Origin of the sequence: Streptomyces sp. NPDC057682 (assembly GCF_042799575.1) — a bacterium.
In the GTDB taxonomy this organism is placed as follows: domain Bacteria; phylum Actinomycetota; class Actinomycetes; order Streptomycetales; family Streptomycetaceae; genus Streptomyces.
The window spans coordinates 364,525-377,715 of record NZ_JBHVIN010000006.1; the positions used below are offsets into that span (position 1 = coordinate 364,525).

Here is a 13,191-nt window from a genome sequence, read left to right on the forward strand (position 1 = left end):
CGTCCGGGGATCGAGGGGCGCGCACTGCCGACACTGACGTCGACCGCGATCACAGTGGAGTTCACGACGCCCAGGAGTCCCGATGTCCAGCGAAACGGATCACCGCACCGCCGCCCTTGCCCGGGTGGCCGGGCTCACCGGCCCCGGCGGCCGGTTCGAGCTCTCCGAGGAGGAGGTGCTGGGCAGCCGGCTGCCGGTGTTCCGGCACCGGCAACGGGCCCTGCACGAGGTGCTGCACGCCTCCGTCGCCCATGCGGACCGTGACTTCATCGTCACGGCCGACCGCCGGATCGGTTTCGCCCGGCATGCCGCCGAGGTCGCCTCGCTGGCCGAGGTGCTGCGCGAGGAGTACGGCATCGGCGTGGGCGACCGGGTAGCCATCGCCGCCGCCAACTCGCCCGAATGGATCCAGACCTTCTGGGCCACCGTCTCGATCGGCGCCGTCGCCGTCGGCTTCAACGCCTGGTGGTCGGCGCGCGAGATGGCCCACGGGATCGAGAACGCCGATCCGGCGCTGGTGGTGGCCGATGCCCGGCAGACCGCCAAACTGGCCGATTGCCCGGTGCCGGTGCTGTCCATGGAGGACGACGTCCGGCGCTTCCTCACCGCCCGCCCCCACGCGCCGCTGCCCTCGGCCGAGGTCGCCGAGGACGATCCGGCCGTCATCCTGTACACCTCGGGCACCTCGGGCCGCCCCAAAGGCGCCGTGCACACGCACCGCAATCTGCTGGCCGTGACCGAGTACCACCGGCTGAACGACGCCCTGCTCCGGGAATTCGGCGATCCGATGCCCCCGGAGGACCGTGTCTATCTGCTGACGCTCCCCCTGTTCCACATCGCCAGCCTGCACAATCTGGCGGTGCCCCGGCTCGCCACGGGCAGCCGCATCGCCCTGCACACGGGCGCCTTCGACGTGGACAAGGTGCTCGGCATGGTCGAGAAGGAGCGGGTCACCAACTGGGGGGCGGTGCCCACGATGGCGCACCGCATGCTCGAACACGGCGGTGTCCACCGGTACGACACGTCGTCGCTGACGGCGTTCGCGCTGGCCTCCGCCCCCTCGTCGACGGCGTTCAAGGAGCGGCTGCGGCAGAATCTGCCGTTCGCGAAGGACTCGCTGGTGGACAGCTACGGACTGACGGAGACCTGTACGGCGGTGGCGGCGGCGAACCCGCAGGAGCTGGCGGCGGCCCCCGGCACCCTGGGCCGGCCCGTCACCGGGGTCCGTCTGGAGATCCGGGACCCCGCCGGGCAGGTGCTGGGCGAGGGCGAGGAGGGTGAGGTCTGGGTGCGCAGTCAGTACAACATGCTGGGCTACTGGCGCGACCCGGAGGCCACCGCCGCCGCGGTCGGACCGGACCGCTGGCTGCGCACCGGCGATCTGGGAGAGCTGCGCGAGGGCCGGCTGTTCCTGAGCACCCGCCGCTCCGACCTGATCATCCGGGGTGGGGAGAACATCTACCCGGCCGAGGTCGAGACGGTGCTCGCCGAGCACCCGGACGTCCGCGAGTGCCTGGTGCTGGGGGTGCCCCACCCCGACCTCGGCCAGGAGGTGGCCGCCGTCGTGGTCCTCGCCCCGGGCTCCACCGCCACCGCCGACGAGCTCCGGGCCCACGCCCAGGAGGCGCTGGCCTACTTCAAGGTGCCCAAGCAGTGGCGGCTGACCACCGAGGAGCTGCCGCGCAACGCGACGGGCAAGGTGATCCGGAACAGGGTGCGGGTCTGAGGACCGCCCCGGCCACGACGACGGGTGCCCCGGCCGTGATCCACGGCCGGGGCACCCGTGTGCGCGGGGCCGGGATCAGAAGGTGCCGGGTCCGCGCAGGGTGGCCTCGGCGCCCCCGTCCACGTACAGCACCTGTCCGGTGATGTGGGTGTTGTCGGGCGAGGCGAGGAAGAGCACGGCGCGGGCGATGTCCTCGGGCCGGGAGTAGCCGTTCAGCGGCATGGGCACCGCCGCGTCCATGACCGCGCGCATCGCCGGGTCGTCGAAGAGCCCGGCGCTCATCGGGGTGAGGACGATGCCGGGCGCGACCACGTTGAGCGCGATTCCGGCACCCGCCCACTCCTCGGTGACGGCGGTGGTGCGTGCCCAGTGGGCGAGGGCCGCCTTGGACGAGGGGTAGAGCTGCCGGCCGCGCTCCTCGGCGAGGGCCCGGTCGGCGCGGTCCAGGGCCGTGGTCTCGTCGCCCGCCAGGCAGGCGGCGACCACGTCCGGGTCGTTGGGCTGGGTCCCGGAGATGGAGCCGATCGCCACGGCGCGGGGCAGCTCGGCTGCGGCCAGCGCGGGCCGCAGCGCGGTCAGGAACGCGGTGCTGCCGAAGTAGTTGACGGAGACCGTCGCCCGCCCGGGTACGGAGGTCCCGGCGCAGGTGACGACCGCGTCGACGACCCCGTCCGCCGCGTCGCCCGCGGCGGTGGCCGCGTCGGCGCGGCCCTCGGGGGTGGCGAGGTCGGCGTCGATGTCGCCGCCCTTCAGGTCCACCCCGACGACCCGGTCGCCCCGGGCGCGCAGCAGGGCGGTGAGCGCGGCTCCGATCCCGGATCCGGAACCGGTGACGACGACGGTGCGGGGCATGGGCACTCCTCGGGGCGGTCGGGCCGGGCCGCCCGGACGGGCGGGGGCGGTGCGACGCTAGGGGCCCGGGAGGTGCGGGGGTTTCCGCCGTCCCGCTGACCGGACGCGAGGGGTCAGACGGGGCGCAGCAGCAGGCGGCAGGCCAGGCGGATGCCGTCCAGGGCCTCGCGGTGCGAGGCGCGCTCGTAGAGGACCGTGGTGAGCAGTCCGTACCAGGCCTGTTCCAGGATGCGGGCCACGCTGCGGTCGCGTTCGGTGGGCTCGGCGACGCCCGCGGTGCGCAGCACCAGGTCCGCGAGGATCTCGTCGGTGGTCCGGGAGCGGCGGTCGGTGCCGGTGGTGGAGACGTTGCCGGACTGCATCATCGCCAGGGCCAGCAGGGGCTGTTCGAAGAGCCGTCGGCTCGCCCCGGTGAGCAGGTCGCCGACGGCCTCGGCCGCCTCGGTGCCGGGCGGGGGCGGCGGGGTCTCGGCCTCCATGCGCAGGACCTGGTCGTGCATGACGGCCGCGAACAGGTGCGGTTTGGAGGGGAAGTAGCGGTACAGGGTGGCGATGGCGACCCCGGACTCGCGGGCCACGTCGTGCATCTGCATGCGTTCCAGGCCGTGTTCGGCGCCGAGACGGGCGGCGACGCGCAGGATGCGGGCGTGGCGCTGGTGCTGTCTGACCGAGGTGGGGCGTGCGGGGGTCCGCTCGCCGTTGGTTCGGGGCACGGTGCTCCGTCCTTCCGCCGGCGGCCGATGGTCCCCCGCCCGGGACGGGCCCGGGGCGGCGGTTCCGTTGAGTGGGACGCGCGCCCTCCCGCCCACCGGGACGACCCCTGCGGGTGCCGGGCGGGCGCGTCTTGGATGGGCGGACACTCCCCCGTCCCCGCCCGAAAGAGGTTGTCCATGCGGCTCGGCATCAACAGTCCGGTCGTCACGGCCGTCCCCGGAGTCCATTCCCCCTGGGAGCGCACGGCCGGCATCGAGGAGCTGGGGGCGGTGGCCGAGGCGGCCGACCGGCTCGGCTTCGATCATCTGACCTGCTCGGAGCATGTCGCGGTGCCGGTGGAGGTGGCCGAGCAGCGCGGCGGCACCTACTGGGACCCGCTCGCCACCCTCGGCCATCTGGCGGCCCGGACCCGGCGCATCCGGCTGGCCACGCAGGTCCTGGTGCTGGGCTACCACCATCCGCTGGAGATCGCGAAGCGCTACGGGACGCTGGACCGGGTCTCCGGCGGCCGGCTGGTGCTGGGGCTCGGGGTCGGCAGCCTGGAGGAGGAGTTCCGGCTGCTGGGGGCGGCCTTCGAGGGCCGGGGCTCGATCGCGGACGACGCGATCGCCGCCCTGCGGGCGTCGCTGTCCCGGCGCGAACCGGCCTACCGGGGCGAGCACTTCGCGTACGAGGGCTTCGTGGTGGAGCCGCACGCGGTGCAGCCCCGGGTGCCGTTCTGGATCGGTGGCCGCACCCCGCGCTCGCTGCGCCGGGCGCTGGTCCACGGCGACGGGTGGGTTCCCTTCGGGCTGCCGCTGGAGCGGCTGCGCGAGATGCTGGACGCGGCCCCGGTGCCCGAGGGCTTCGAGGTGGTGCTGAGCGCGGGCCGGCCGCTCGATCCGTCCGGGGACCCGGAGGGCACGGCGGACCGGCTGCGTGTGGTGACGGAGGCCGGGGCGACGCTCGTCGGCGTCTCGCTGGGCGCGGAGTCGGCGGGCCATTACGTGGAACAGCTGGAGGCCCTGGCCAAGATCGCGGACCTCGGTGCGGACGGGGAGGCGCGGGCATGAGCGGGGACCGGCTGGCCGCGCTGGAGGCCCGGCTCGCCGCGCTGGAGGACGAGCGCGAGATCGCCCGCATGATGGCGTCGTACGGACCGCTGGCGGACGGGGGCGACGCGGTGGGGGTCGCGGCGCTGTGGGCGCCGGACGGGGTGTACGACATCGACGAGCTGTTCCTCGCCGGGCGGGAGCGGATCGAGGGCATGGTGCGCTCCCCCGCCCACCGGGGCTGGATCGCCGGGGGCTGCGCGCATGTCGTGGGTCCGCCGCACATCACGGTGGACGGCGACGAGGCCGTCGCCGTCTGCCACTCGCTCATGGTGGTGCGGGAGGAGGAGCGTTACGTGGTGCGGCGGGCGACCGCCAACCACTGGCGGCTGCGGCGCACCGGGGAGGGCTGGCGGGTCGTCACCCGCACCAACCGGATCCTGGACGGGCGCCCGGAGTCCCCGGAGCTGCTGGTACGCGGGGTGCGCGGCGAGCCCGCGGACTCCTGAACGCCCGCGCGGCGGCGCCGGAACGGCCTGCGGGGTCCGTTCCGGCGTCGCCGCGCGTCCGGGTCAGCGCGCCCCGTACACCGGCTGCGGGGTCTCGGCGCGGGCGAGCAGTCCGGTGGCGGCCTCGCCCGCCTCGGCGGGGGTCCAGCGGGCGCCCTTGTCGGCGGTGGGGCCGGGCCGCCAGCCCTCCATCACGGTGATGCGTCCGGCCTCGGCCTCGAAGACCCGGCCGCTGACGCCCTCGCAGGCGGCCGAGCCGAGCCAGACGACGAGCGGGGAGACGTTCTCCGGGGCCATCGCGTCGAAGGCCCCGTCGCCGGGCGCCGCCATGGTCTCGGCGAAGGTCTCCTCGGTCATCCGGGTGCGGGCGGCCGGGGCGATGGCGTTGACCTGGACCCCGTAACGGCCCATCTCGGCGGCGGCCACCAGGGTCAGGGCGACGATCCCGGCCTTGGCCGCGGAGTAGCTTCCCTGGCCGACGCTGCCCAGGAGCCCGGCGCCCGAGCCGGTGTTGACGACCCTCGCCCGCGGGGCACGGCCCGCCTTGGCCTCGGCGCGCCAGTGGGCGGCGGCGTGCTTGAGCGGCAGGAAGTGGCCGCGCAGATGGACCCGGGTGACGGCGTCCCAGTCGTCCTCGTCCAGGTTGACCAGCATCCGGTCCCTGAGGAATCCGGCGTTGTTGACGAGGGTGTCGAGTCGGCCGAAGGAGTCGAGGGCGGTGGCGACGAGAGAGGCGGCGCCCTCGGCGGTCGCGATGTCCCCGTGGTGGGCGACGGCCTCGCCGCCGGCCGCGCGGATCTCCTCCACGACCTGCTGGGCGGGGCCGGTGCCCGTGCCCGAGCCGTCGAGGCCGACGCCGAGGTCGTTGACGACGACCCTGGCCCCCTCGGCGGCGAAGGCCAGGGCGTGGGCGCGGCCGAGTCCTCGGCCGGCGCCGGTGACGACGGCGACGCGTCCCGTGCACAGGGGGGTCGGTGCGGTCATGACGGATGTCCTTCCGTTCGACGGGCGGGGAGCGGGTGCCGGACCACTCAGTGGTACGACGCCCTCCCACGGCGTCCGTATCGCTGCTACCTTGAACCAAACAAACGTTAGGTGGAAAGGTAGCTGATCTGCTCATGGGTGTCTCCACCTCGGTCCCGGAAGAGGGCGTCGCCGTCGTCACCGTGGACTTCCCTCCGGTCAACGCCCTTCCCGTCCGGGGCTGGTACGACCTCGCCGCCGCCGTACGCGCCGCCGGGGCCGACCCGGACATCCGCTGCGTGGTCCTCGCGGCCGAGGGCCGGGGCTTCAACGCGGGCGTCGACATCAAGGAGATGCAGCGCGCGGCGGGCCCCGAGGCCCTGATCGGCGCCAACCGGGGCTGCTTCGAGGCGTTCGCCGCGGTCTACGAGTGCGAGGTCCCGGTCGTCGCCGCGGTGCAGGGCTTCTGCCTGGGCGGCGGCATCGGGCTGGCCGGCAACGCGGACGCGATCGTGGCGAGCGAGGACGCGACCTTCGGCCTGCCCGAGCTGGACCGGGGCGCGCTCGGCGCCGCCACGCATCTGGCGCGGCTGGTCCCCCAGCATCTGATGCGCACCCTCTACTACACCTCGCGCACCGTCACCGCCGTCGAACTGCACCGGCACGGCTCGGTGTGGGACGTCGTCCCCCGGGAGAAGCTCGCCGCGGCCGCGCTGGAGCTGGCCCGCGAGATCGCCGCGAAGGACGGCTCCCTGATCCGGATGGCCAAGGCGGCCATCAACGGCATCGACCCGGTCGACGTGCGCCGCAGCTACCGCTTCGAGCAGGGCTTCACCTTCGAGGCCAATCTCAGCGGTGTCGCCGCCCGTGTGCGCGACACCTTCGGCACGGACAAGGAGCAGCAGGCGTGACACAGGACAAGACGATGACGCCCGAGGACGTCGTCGCCCGGCTGGAGAGCGGCATGACGCTCGGCATCGGCGGCTGGGGTTCGCGGCGCAAGCCGATGGCCCTGGTCCGGGCGCTGCTGCGCTCGGACGTGACGGATCTGACGGTGGTCTCCTACGGCGGCCCGGACGTGGGCCTGCTGGCGGCGGCCGGGAAGATCCGCAAGCTGGTGGCGGCGTTCGGCACGCTCGACTCGATACCGCTGGAGCCGCACTTCACCGCGGCCCGGCAGCGCGGCGCCTTCGAGATGGCCGAGCTGGACGAGGCGATGATGATGTGGGGGCTGACGGCGGGCGCGCAGCGGCTGCCGTTCATGCCGGTGCGCGCCGGACTGGGCTCGGACCTGATGACGGTCAACCCGGCGCTGCGCACGGTCACCTCGCCGTACGAGGACGGGGAGAAGCTGGTGGCCGCCCCGGCCCTGCGGCTGGACGCGGCGCTGGTCCACGTCAACCGCGCGGACCGGCAGGGCAACGGCCAGTACCTGGGCCCCGATCCGTACTTCGACGACCTGTTCTGCGAGGCCGCCGACCACGCCTACGTCTCCTGCGAGCGGATCGTCGAGACGGCGGACCTGCTCAAGGAGCACGGGCCGCAGACGCTGCTCGTGAAGCGGCCTTTCGTGGACGGTGTCGTCGAGACGCCGAACGGCGCGCACTTCACCTCGTGCGTCCCCGACCACGACCGGGACGAGTCCTTCCAGCGCGCCTATGTGCGGGCCGCCCGCGACCCCGAGGCGTGGCCCGCCTTCGTCGAACGGTTCCTGTCCGGGGACGAGGCCGCCTACCAGGCCGCCGTCACCGCGTTCCACCAGGAGGAAGCATGAGCGCCACCGACACCACCGCCACCCGGGCCGTGAGCCGCGCCGAGTACTGCGTGGTGGCCTGCGCCGAGGCCTGGCGGGGCGCGGGCGAGATCCTCGCCAGCCCGATGGGCACCGTGCCGGCCATCGGCGCGCGGCTGGCCCGGCTCACCTTCTCGCCGGATCTGCTGCTGACCGACGGGGAGGCCCTGCTGATGGCCGACACCCCGGCGGTGGGGGCGCGGCCCGGCACCGTCGAGGGGTGGCTGCCCTTCCGGCAGCATCTGACGCTGACCGCCACGGGCCGCCGCCACGTGATGATGGGCGCCAGCCAGATCGACCGGCACGGCAACCAGAACATCTCCTGCATCGGCGACTGGGCCCGGCCCGCGCGCCAGCTCCTCGGGGTGCGTGGGGCCCCGGTCAACACCCTGAACAACGCCACGAGTTACTGGGTTCCCAAGCATTCCTCCCGGGTCTTCGTGGAGCACGTCGACATGGTGAGCGGCGTCGGGTACGCGCGCGCGGCCGAGGCCGGCCCGTCCGCCACCCGCTTCCACCGGATCCCCGAAGTGGTCAGCAACCTCGGGGTGTTCGACTTCGAGACGCCCGACCGCACGATGCGGCTGCGCTCGCTGCACCCCGGGGTGAGCGTCGAACAGGTCACCGAGGCCACCGGCTTCGCCCTCACCGTCCCCGACGAGGTGCCGTTCACCCGGGAGCCCACGGAGGCGGAGCTGCGGCTGATCCGTGAGGTCATCGACCCCGCGGGGCTGCGCGAGCGCGAGGTCCCGGCGTGACCGGGACGGCCCCGATGCCGACCGCGCTCACCCGCCTCGTCGGGGTGCGGTACCCGATCGTGCAGACGGGGATGGGCTGGGTGGCCGGCCCCCGCCTGGTGTCGGCCTCCGCGAACGCGGGCGCGCTCGGCATCCTGGCCTCCGCGACGATGACGGTCGAGCAGTTGCGCGCGGCGGTCCGCGAGGTGAAGTCCCGTACGGACGCGCCGTTCGGCGTGAACCTGCGGGCGGACGCCGGGGACGCGGGCGAACGGGTGCGGATCATCGTCGAGGAGGGGGTGAAGGTGGCGTCCTTCGCCCTCGCCCCCTCGAAGGACCTGATCGCGCGGCTCAAGGACGCCGGCGTCGTCGTCATCCCCTCGGTGGGGGCGCGCAGGCACGCGGAGAAGGTCGCCGCGTGGGGCGCGGACGCGGTGATGGTGCAGGGCGGCGAGGGCGGCGGGCACACCGGCGAGGTCGCCACCACGGTGCTGCTCCCCCAGGTGGTCGACGCCGTGGGGATCCCGGTGATCGCGGCGGGCGGCTTCCGCGACGGCCGCGGTCTGGTCGCCGCGCTGGCCTTCGGGGCGGCCGGGATCGGCATGGGGACACGCTTCCTGCTGACCTCCGACAGCACCGTCCCGGACGCGGTGAAGGCGAAGTACCTGGCGGCCACCGTCAAGGACGTCACGGTCACCGACCGGGTGGACGGGCTGCCGCACCGGATGCTCCGCACCTCGATGGTCGACTCCCTGGAGCGTGCCGGCCGGGTCTCCTCGCTGCTCAGGGCGGTACGGCATGCCTCGGCGTTCCGTAAGGAGTCCGGGGCGAGCTGGCCGCAGCTGGTCCGGGACGGTCTGGCGATGAAGCACGGCAAGGAGCTGACCTGGAGCCAGGTGCTGCTGGCGGCCAACACCCCGATGCTGCTCAAGGCCTCGCTGGTCGAGGGCCGCACCGACATCGGGGTGATGGCCTCGGGCCAGGTGGCCGGGCTGATCGAGGACCTGCCCTCGTGCGCGGAGCTGGTGGAGCGCGTCATGGCCGAGGCACGGACGGTCCTGAAGGACCTGCCCGGGGCGGACTGACCTCCCGGACACCGCCCGGGGGCGGTCCGGATCCCTCCGGACCGCCCCCGCTTCCGCGCGGAACGTCAGAGCCTCTCCGTCAGCAGTGCGTGGACCGTCGCGACGAACGGGTCCGTCCGGTGGACCCGCCGGGCGCACATCGCCGCCACGGCGGTCCCGGTGTCCGGGCGGAAGCCGAGGAACATCTGCTGTCCGAGCGTGGCCCCCGCGTGGAAGCAGACCGGTCCGCGCGGTGACGGATGGCGGAACCAGGTGAGCGTATGGGTGTGGGCGTGCCCCGGACCGCGGCGCAGCAGCGGGCGCCGTACGTCCGCGAAGGCGGCGGCCAGCGCGGGTGTGGGCGCGGAGGCCTCCGGCAGGTGGGCCTCCAGGAAGGTCAGCAGGTCCGGGGGCGCCGCCCGGACCGCTCCGGCCGCCGGGAAACCCCCGGTGTCCAGCGCGGGCAGCGGTGTGCCGTCGCGCCGGTGCCCCACCGCGTCACCGGGCGGCGGTCCCGGCCGCAGCCGGGTGCCGTGCAGCCCGAGCGGGTCCAGCACTTCCCTCTGGAGCAGCGTCTCCCAGGGGGTGCCGGTGGCGGCGGCCAGGGTGTGACCGAGTACGGAGACGGCGAAGTTCGAGTAGTGCCAGCGGGTGCCGGGGCGGTGGCGCGGACGGGCGCGCAGGAAAGCGCGGACGACGCGGTCGGCCGGGTAGCGGCTGTACGGCGCCGTCGACCACCGGGGCAGGGCCTGCGGATAGAAGTCGGCCGGCAGCCCGGGGAGACCCGAGGTGTGGGTGATCAGATGGCGCAGGGTGATCGCGCGCACCGAGGGGTGCACCGGATGCCCGGGGGCGAGCAGTTCGGCCGCCCGGTCCTCGTAGCGCACGCGTCCCGCCGCGACGAGTGCGGCCAGGAGCAGCCCGGTGAAGGGCTTGGAGGCGGAGCCCAGTTCGTAGCGGGGGGCGTCCTCCGGCCGCGCGCCCCCGTCGAGCCAGTAGGTGCGCCGGTTCCGGTCGCTGAGCGCGAGCACGAGGCCGGGCGCTTCGATGGTCCGGGCGGCCTCGGCCAGCAGGAGCGCCTTCTCGACGTCGTCCCGGTGCGGAGGGCCGTCGGCGGCCGGCCGGGCCTCCTGCCGGGCTGTCACGCCGGGGCCGGTGCGCTGAGGTCCGACAGGGAGCGGGACAGGGCCAGCGCGGAGGCGAACGCGGCGACCAGGGTCGGGTGGTAGACGAGGTCGAAGACGGACTCCTCGTCGCCCTCCGGCATGTCTCCCATCACCGGCATCGCTCCGTCCGGCTGCTGGGCCGCGGCGAATCCCGCCCAGGCCGCCGGGTCGAGCGTCGGTTCCGGGAGGCAGGCGTCCACGACGAGCAGTTCGCCCAGCAGGTCCCAGCGCCCGAGGTCGAGCCAGTCGTCGAGCCAGGCCGGCAGCCAGAGGGCGAGGTAGTCCGCCACGTCGGCGGGGAGTCCGGCCGGGTCGGCGCCCCAGTCGGTCAGATGGAAGACGGTGTGGGTGATGTCGTAGCCGATGTTTCCCTCGACCGTCCAGGGCTCGGGCTGCCGGGACAGCCAGGTGCGCCGGAACGCCTCGTCGGCCGGCATGCTCGGCTCCAGGCCGAAGCGGCGCTCCATGGCGCTGAGTCCGAGCCGGCGCACCGGCACCACCTCCAGCGCGCCCCAGCTGGTCAGCCGGTGGTTCAGCCGCACGGCCGCCTCCAGCGGCGGGGCCTCGTAGCCGAGTTCCCGGAACGGTACGTAGACCTCCATCGGGACCGGGCAGAGCGGTTCGCGCCGCTGGCCGTCGAGCAGGCGGCTCCCCGAGCCCAGCAGTTCGTGCCAGGCGTGGTCGAGGAGCTTGCGGGCCAGGGCGGCCTGCCGGGAGCCGGCGACGCCCTCGCGGAAGATGACCTTGCTGATGAGGGCCAGTTCGCCCAGCGGCTTGAACCGGTCCAGGACCCCCACCTCGGGCGGCGGGTCGTCGTCCAGCCGGAACCCCGACCGGTGGGTGTACAGCCACTCCAGGGCCCGTGCGCCGACGTCGTGGATCTGCTGGATGCCGTTGCCGTTCATGCGGCGATTCCCTTCGTACGGCTCATGCGGAGACCCCGGGGCCGGTCAGCCGGCCGAGGCAGAGCGCGGCGGCGAAGGCCGTGACCAGGGTGGAGTGGTAGCAGGCGAGGAAGGGGTACGGATCCGGGTCCCCGTCCGCCGGATCGGCCGTGGGGCCCGTCTCCGGCACCGCGCCGCCCGGCGCCTGCGCGGCGGCGAGCGCGGGCCAGGCGGCGTCCATCAGGTCTGCGGGCGGCGGGCCGGGCAGCGCCGCGGCGACCGCGAGCAGTTCGCCCGTCAGGTCCCACTGCAGGCTCTCCAGACAGCCGTCGGTCCACGGCGGCAGCCAGGCGCGCAGATAGGCGTCGATGTCCGCCGGCATCCGCTCGGGGAAGCAGCACCAGTCGGTGACGTGGAAGACGGTGTGGGTCAGCGCGTAGCCGGAGGGGCCCTCGAACGTCCACGGTTCGCAGAGCCCGCCCAGCCAGGTGCGCGCGAGCACCGTGCCGGCGTCGGCGTGCGGGGCGTCGCCCACCCGCCGCTCGGAGTTGACGAGGCCCAGCTCCCGGTTGGCCTGCTGCTCGGTGTGGGCCCAGCCCCGGGTCGCGGCGAGGGTGCCGGCCAGGGCCTCGAAGCGCTCGTTGCGCAGTCCGCGCCCGGCGAAGGCGGCGTAGATCTCGTACGGGTAGGTGGCGAAGGGCTCACCGCGCAGCAGGTCCAGGAGCAGGTCACCGGCGCGCACCTGGTCCCACGCGAACGCGATGAGGTCCCGGGCCGTACGGTGCTCCGGGGTGTCCGGGGCGGTGGCGCGGCACACGGTCGAGCAGAGCTGGGCCAGTTCGCCCAGGGGTTTGAGGGTGTGGTCGACCTTGGTGTGCGGCTCCAGCACGTCCGGCGGGAGCACGAAGCCGTCGCGGTGGGTGTCGGTCCAGCCGAGTGCCCCGCGCAGCACGCCGGGCAGGACGGAGAGGGCCGCGCCCGCGGTGACGCCGGGCGCGGTGGCCGCCGGTGCCGTCACCGCGGCCGTCCCTCTGCCATGAGCCGGGCCGCCCGGACGTGCAGGGCGACGCGGGGGTCCGTGCCGCCCATGAGTTCGACGAAGTCGAGTCCGTGGTCCAGGCCCAGGCTGTCGGGCCGGCCGTCCAGCGCGGCCAGCCAGCGGCCGGTCCCCGCCGCCTGGAGCCAGTCGCGCCGGCGGACCGCGCGGACGAAGCCCCGGGCCAGGTCGACGACCCGGTGGGCGGCGGCGCGGTGCACGGCCGAGGAGGCGGCGGGAACGGCGAGCGGGGCGAGAACGGAGAGCTGATGGGTGAAGGACTGCCAGGGGGCGCCTTCGAGCCAGGCCGCGTCCGGCTCCTCGGCCGGGGAGACCGCGAGCGGCGGCCGGCCCGCGGCGACGGCGGCCGGTGCCGACCGGTGCAGGGCGGACATCATGCCCCAGTGGCTCCACATCGCGGCGTCGGAGGCGTCGGGCCGGGGCGGGAACTCCCGCACGGCGCGGTGGAGGAGGGCGACGTCGCCCGGATGCGGATGGCGCCCGTGGAGCACGCTGGGCAGGAGCAGATCGGCGCCGATGACGCGTACCGCGGCGATTCCCGTCCGGTCGTCCTCGTCGATTCCGGCAGCGCCGCACACCGTGGCGAGGTGGGGGGGGGGGCCCCCGGCGGCGGGCCCCCCCGGGGGGGGGGGGGGGCCCCCCCCCCCCCGGGGGGGGGGGGGCGGGGGGGGGGGGGGGGGCCGCCCCCCCCACCCG

At 74.7% G+C, this 13,191-nt stretch carries 14 protein-coding genes; 7 read left to right on the forward strand and 7 right to left on the reverse strand.

Translation table 11 applies throughout. The annotated features are described in order from the left end of the window. Positions 1 to 82 precede the first annotated feature (82 nt). A complete protein-coding gene (locus tag ACFVDM_RS13730) occupies positions 83 to 1,726 on the forward strand; it encodes a class I adenylate-forming enzyme family protein (protein WP_383637709.1) in 1,644 nt (547 codons plus the stop codon). 75 nt (positions 1,727 to 1,801) lie between these two features. Here the strand turns inward: ACFVDM_RS13730 and ACFVDM_RS13735 are convergent, their stop codons facing one another. Both ACFVDM_RS13735 and ACFVDM_RS13740 read right to left on the reverse strand, forming a co-directional pair. Beyond that, a complete protein-coding gene (locus ACFVDM_RS13735; RefSeq protein WP_383637712.1) occupies positions 1,802 to 2,578 on the reverse strand; it encodes an SDR family oxidoreductase in 777 nt (258 codons plus the stop codon). Positions 2,579 to 2,691: 113 nt separating this feature from the next. Then, positions 2,692 to 3,291: a TetR family transcriptional regulator gene (locus ACFVDM_RS13740; protein ID WP_383637714.1), complete on the reverse strand. Its 600-nt coding sequence runs from the start codon at positions 3,289 to 3,291 to the stop codon at positions 2,692 to 2,694. Positions 3,292 to 3,468: 177 nt separating this feature from the next. Here ACFVDM_RS13740 and ACFVDM_RS13745 point away from each other — a divergent pair, with 177 nt between their 5' ends. Together ACFVDM_RS13745 and ACFVDM_RS13750 are read left to right on the forward strand one after the other, a co-directional pair. Continuing rightward, on the forward strand, positions 3,469 to 4,344 hold the full coding sequence (locus ACFVDM_RS13745; RefSeq protein WP_383637717.1) for an LLM class F420-dependent oxidoreductase: 876 nt from the start codon (positions 3,469 to 3,471) through the stop codon (positions 4,342 to 4,344). Continuing rightward, positions 4,341 to 4,832, forward strand: a complete 492-nt coding sequence (locus ACFVDM_RS13750) for a nuclear transport factor 2 family protein (RefSeq protein WP_383637720.1) — start codon at positions 4,341 to 4,343, stop codon at positions 4,830 to 4,832. The genes ACFVDM_RS13745 and ACFVDM_RS13750 overlap by 4 nt, the downstream gene beginning before the upstream one ends. Positions 4,833 to 4,895: 63 nt before the next feature. Here the strand turns inward: ACFVDM_RS13750 and ACFVDM_RS13755 are convergent, their stop codons facing one another. After that, on the reverse strand, positions 4,896 to 5,816 hold the full coding sequence (locus ACFVDM_RS13755; protein ID WP_383637723.1) for an SDR family oxidoreductase: 921 nt from the start codon (positions 5,814 to 5,816) through the stop codon (positions 4,896 to 4,898). A gap of 134 nt (positions 5,817 to 5,950) precedes the next feature. On the opposite strand from ACFVDM_RS13755, the gene ACFVDM_RS13760 reads away from it, so the two are divergent. Genes ACFVDM_RS13760 through ACFVDM_RS13775 form a run of 4 tightly spaced genes read left to right on the forward strand, consistent with a single transcriptional unit; the run spans position 5,951 to position 9,409 of the window. Further along, positions 5,951 to 6,706, forward strand: coding sequence for an enoyl-CoA hydratase family protein (locus tag ACFVDM_RS13760; RefSeq protein WP_383637726.1), 756 nt, complete (start codon positions 5,951 to 5,953; stop codon positions 6,704 to 6,706). A 14-nt stretch (positions 6,707 to 6,720) separates the two neighbouring features. Then, positions 6,721 to 7,569: a CoA transferase subunit A gene (locus ACFVDM_RS13765; protein ID WP_383638034.1), complete on the forward strand. Its 849-nt coding sequence runs from the start codon at positions 6,721 to 6,723 to the stop codon at positions 7,567 to 7,569. Continuing rightward, positions 7,566 to 8,345: a CoA-transferase subunit beta gene (locus ACFVDM_RS13770; protein ID WP_383637729.1), complete on the forward strand. Its 780-nt coding sequence runs from the start codon at positions 7,566 to 7,568 to the stop codon at positions 8,343 to 8,345. Before ACFVDM_RS13765 ends, ACFVDM_RS13770 begins: the two co-directional genes overlap by 4 nt. A 14-nt stretch (positions 8,346 to 8,359) precedes the next feature. Then, the gene (locus ACFVDM_RS13775; protein WP_383638037.1) at positions 8,360 to 9,409 is read left to right on the forward strand and encodes an NAD(P)H-dependent flavin oxidoreductase; all 1,050 of its coding nucleotides are present in this window, start codon (positions 8,360 to 8,362) and stop codon (positions 9,407 to 9,409) included. A gap of 65 nt (positions 9,410 to 9,474) precedes the next feature. On the opposite strand, the gene ACFVDM_RS13780 is transcribed toward ACFVDM_RS13775, so the two are convergent. Genes ACFVDM_RS13780 through ACFVDM_RS13795 form a run of 4 tightly spaced genes read right to left on the reverse strand, consistent with a single transcriptional unit; the run spans position 9,475 to position 13,073 of the window. Continuing rightward, positions 9,475 to 10,533 (reverse strand): serine hydrolase domain-containing protein, encoded by a 1,059-nt coding sequence (locus ACFVDM_RS13780; RefSeq protein WP_383637732.1) that lies wholly within the window; start codon positions 10,531 to 10,533, stop codon positions 9,475 to 9,477. Then, the gene (locus tag ACFVDM_RS13785; protein WP_383637735.1) at positions 10,530 to 11,459 is read right to left on the reverse strand and encodes a DUF6895 family protein; all 930 of its coding nucleotides are present in this window, start codon (positions 11,457 to 11,459) and stop codon (positions 10,530 to 10,532) included. The genes ACFVDM_RS13780 and ACFVDM_RS13785 overlap by 4 nt, the downstream gene beginning before the upstream one ends. A 22-nt stretch (positions 11,460 to 11,481) precedes the next feature. Continuing rightward, complete coding sequence (locus ACFVDM_RS13790; protein WP_383637737.1) at positions 11,482 to 12,456, reverse strand: DUF6895 family protein; 975 nt, start codon at positions 12,454 to 12,456, stop codon at positions 11,482 to 11,484. Further along, complete coding sequence (locus ACFVDM_RS13795) at positions 12,453 to 13,073, reverse strand: hypothetical protein (RefSeq protein WP_383637740.1); 621 nt, start codon at positions 13,071 to 13,073, stop codon at positions 12,453 to 12,455. The genes ACFVDM_RS13790 and ACFVDM_RS13795 overlap by 4 nt, the downstream gene beginning before the upstream one ends. Between the last annotated feature and the right edge of the window lie 118 nt (positions 13,074 to 13,191).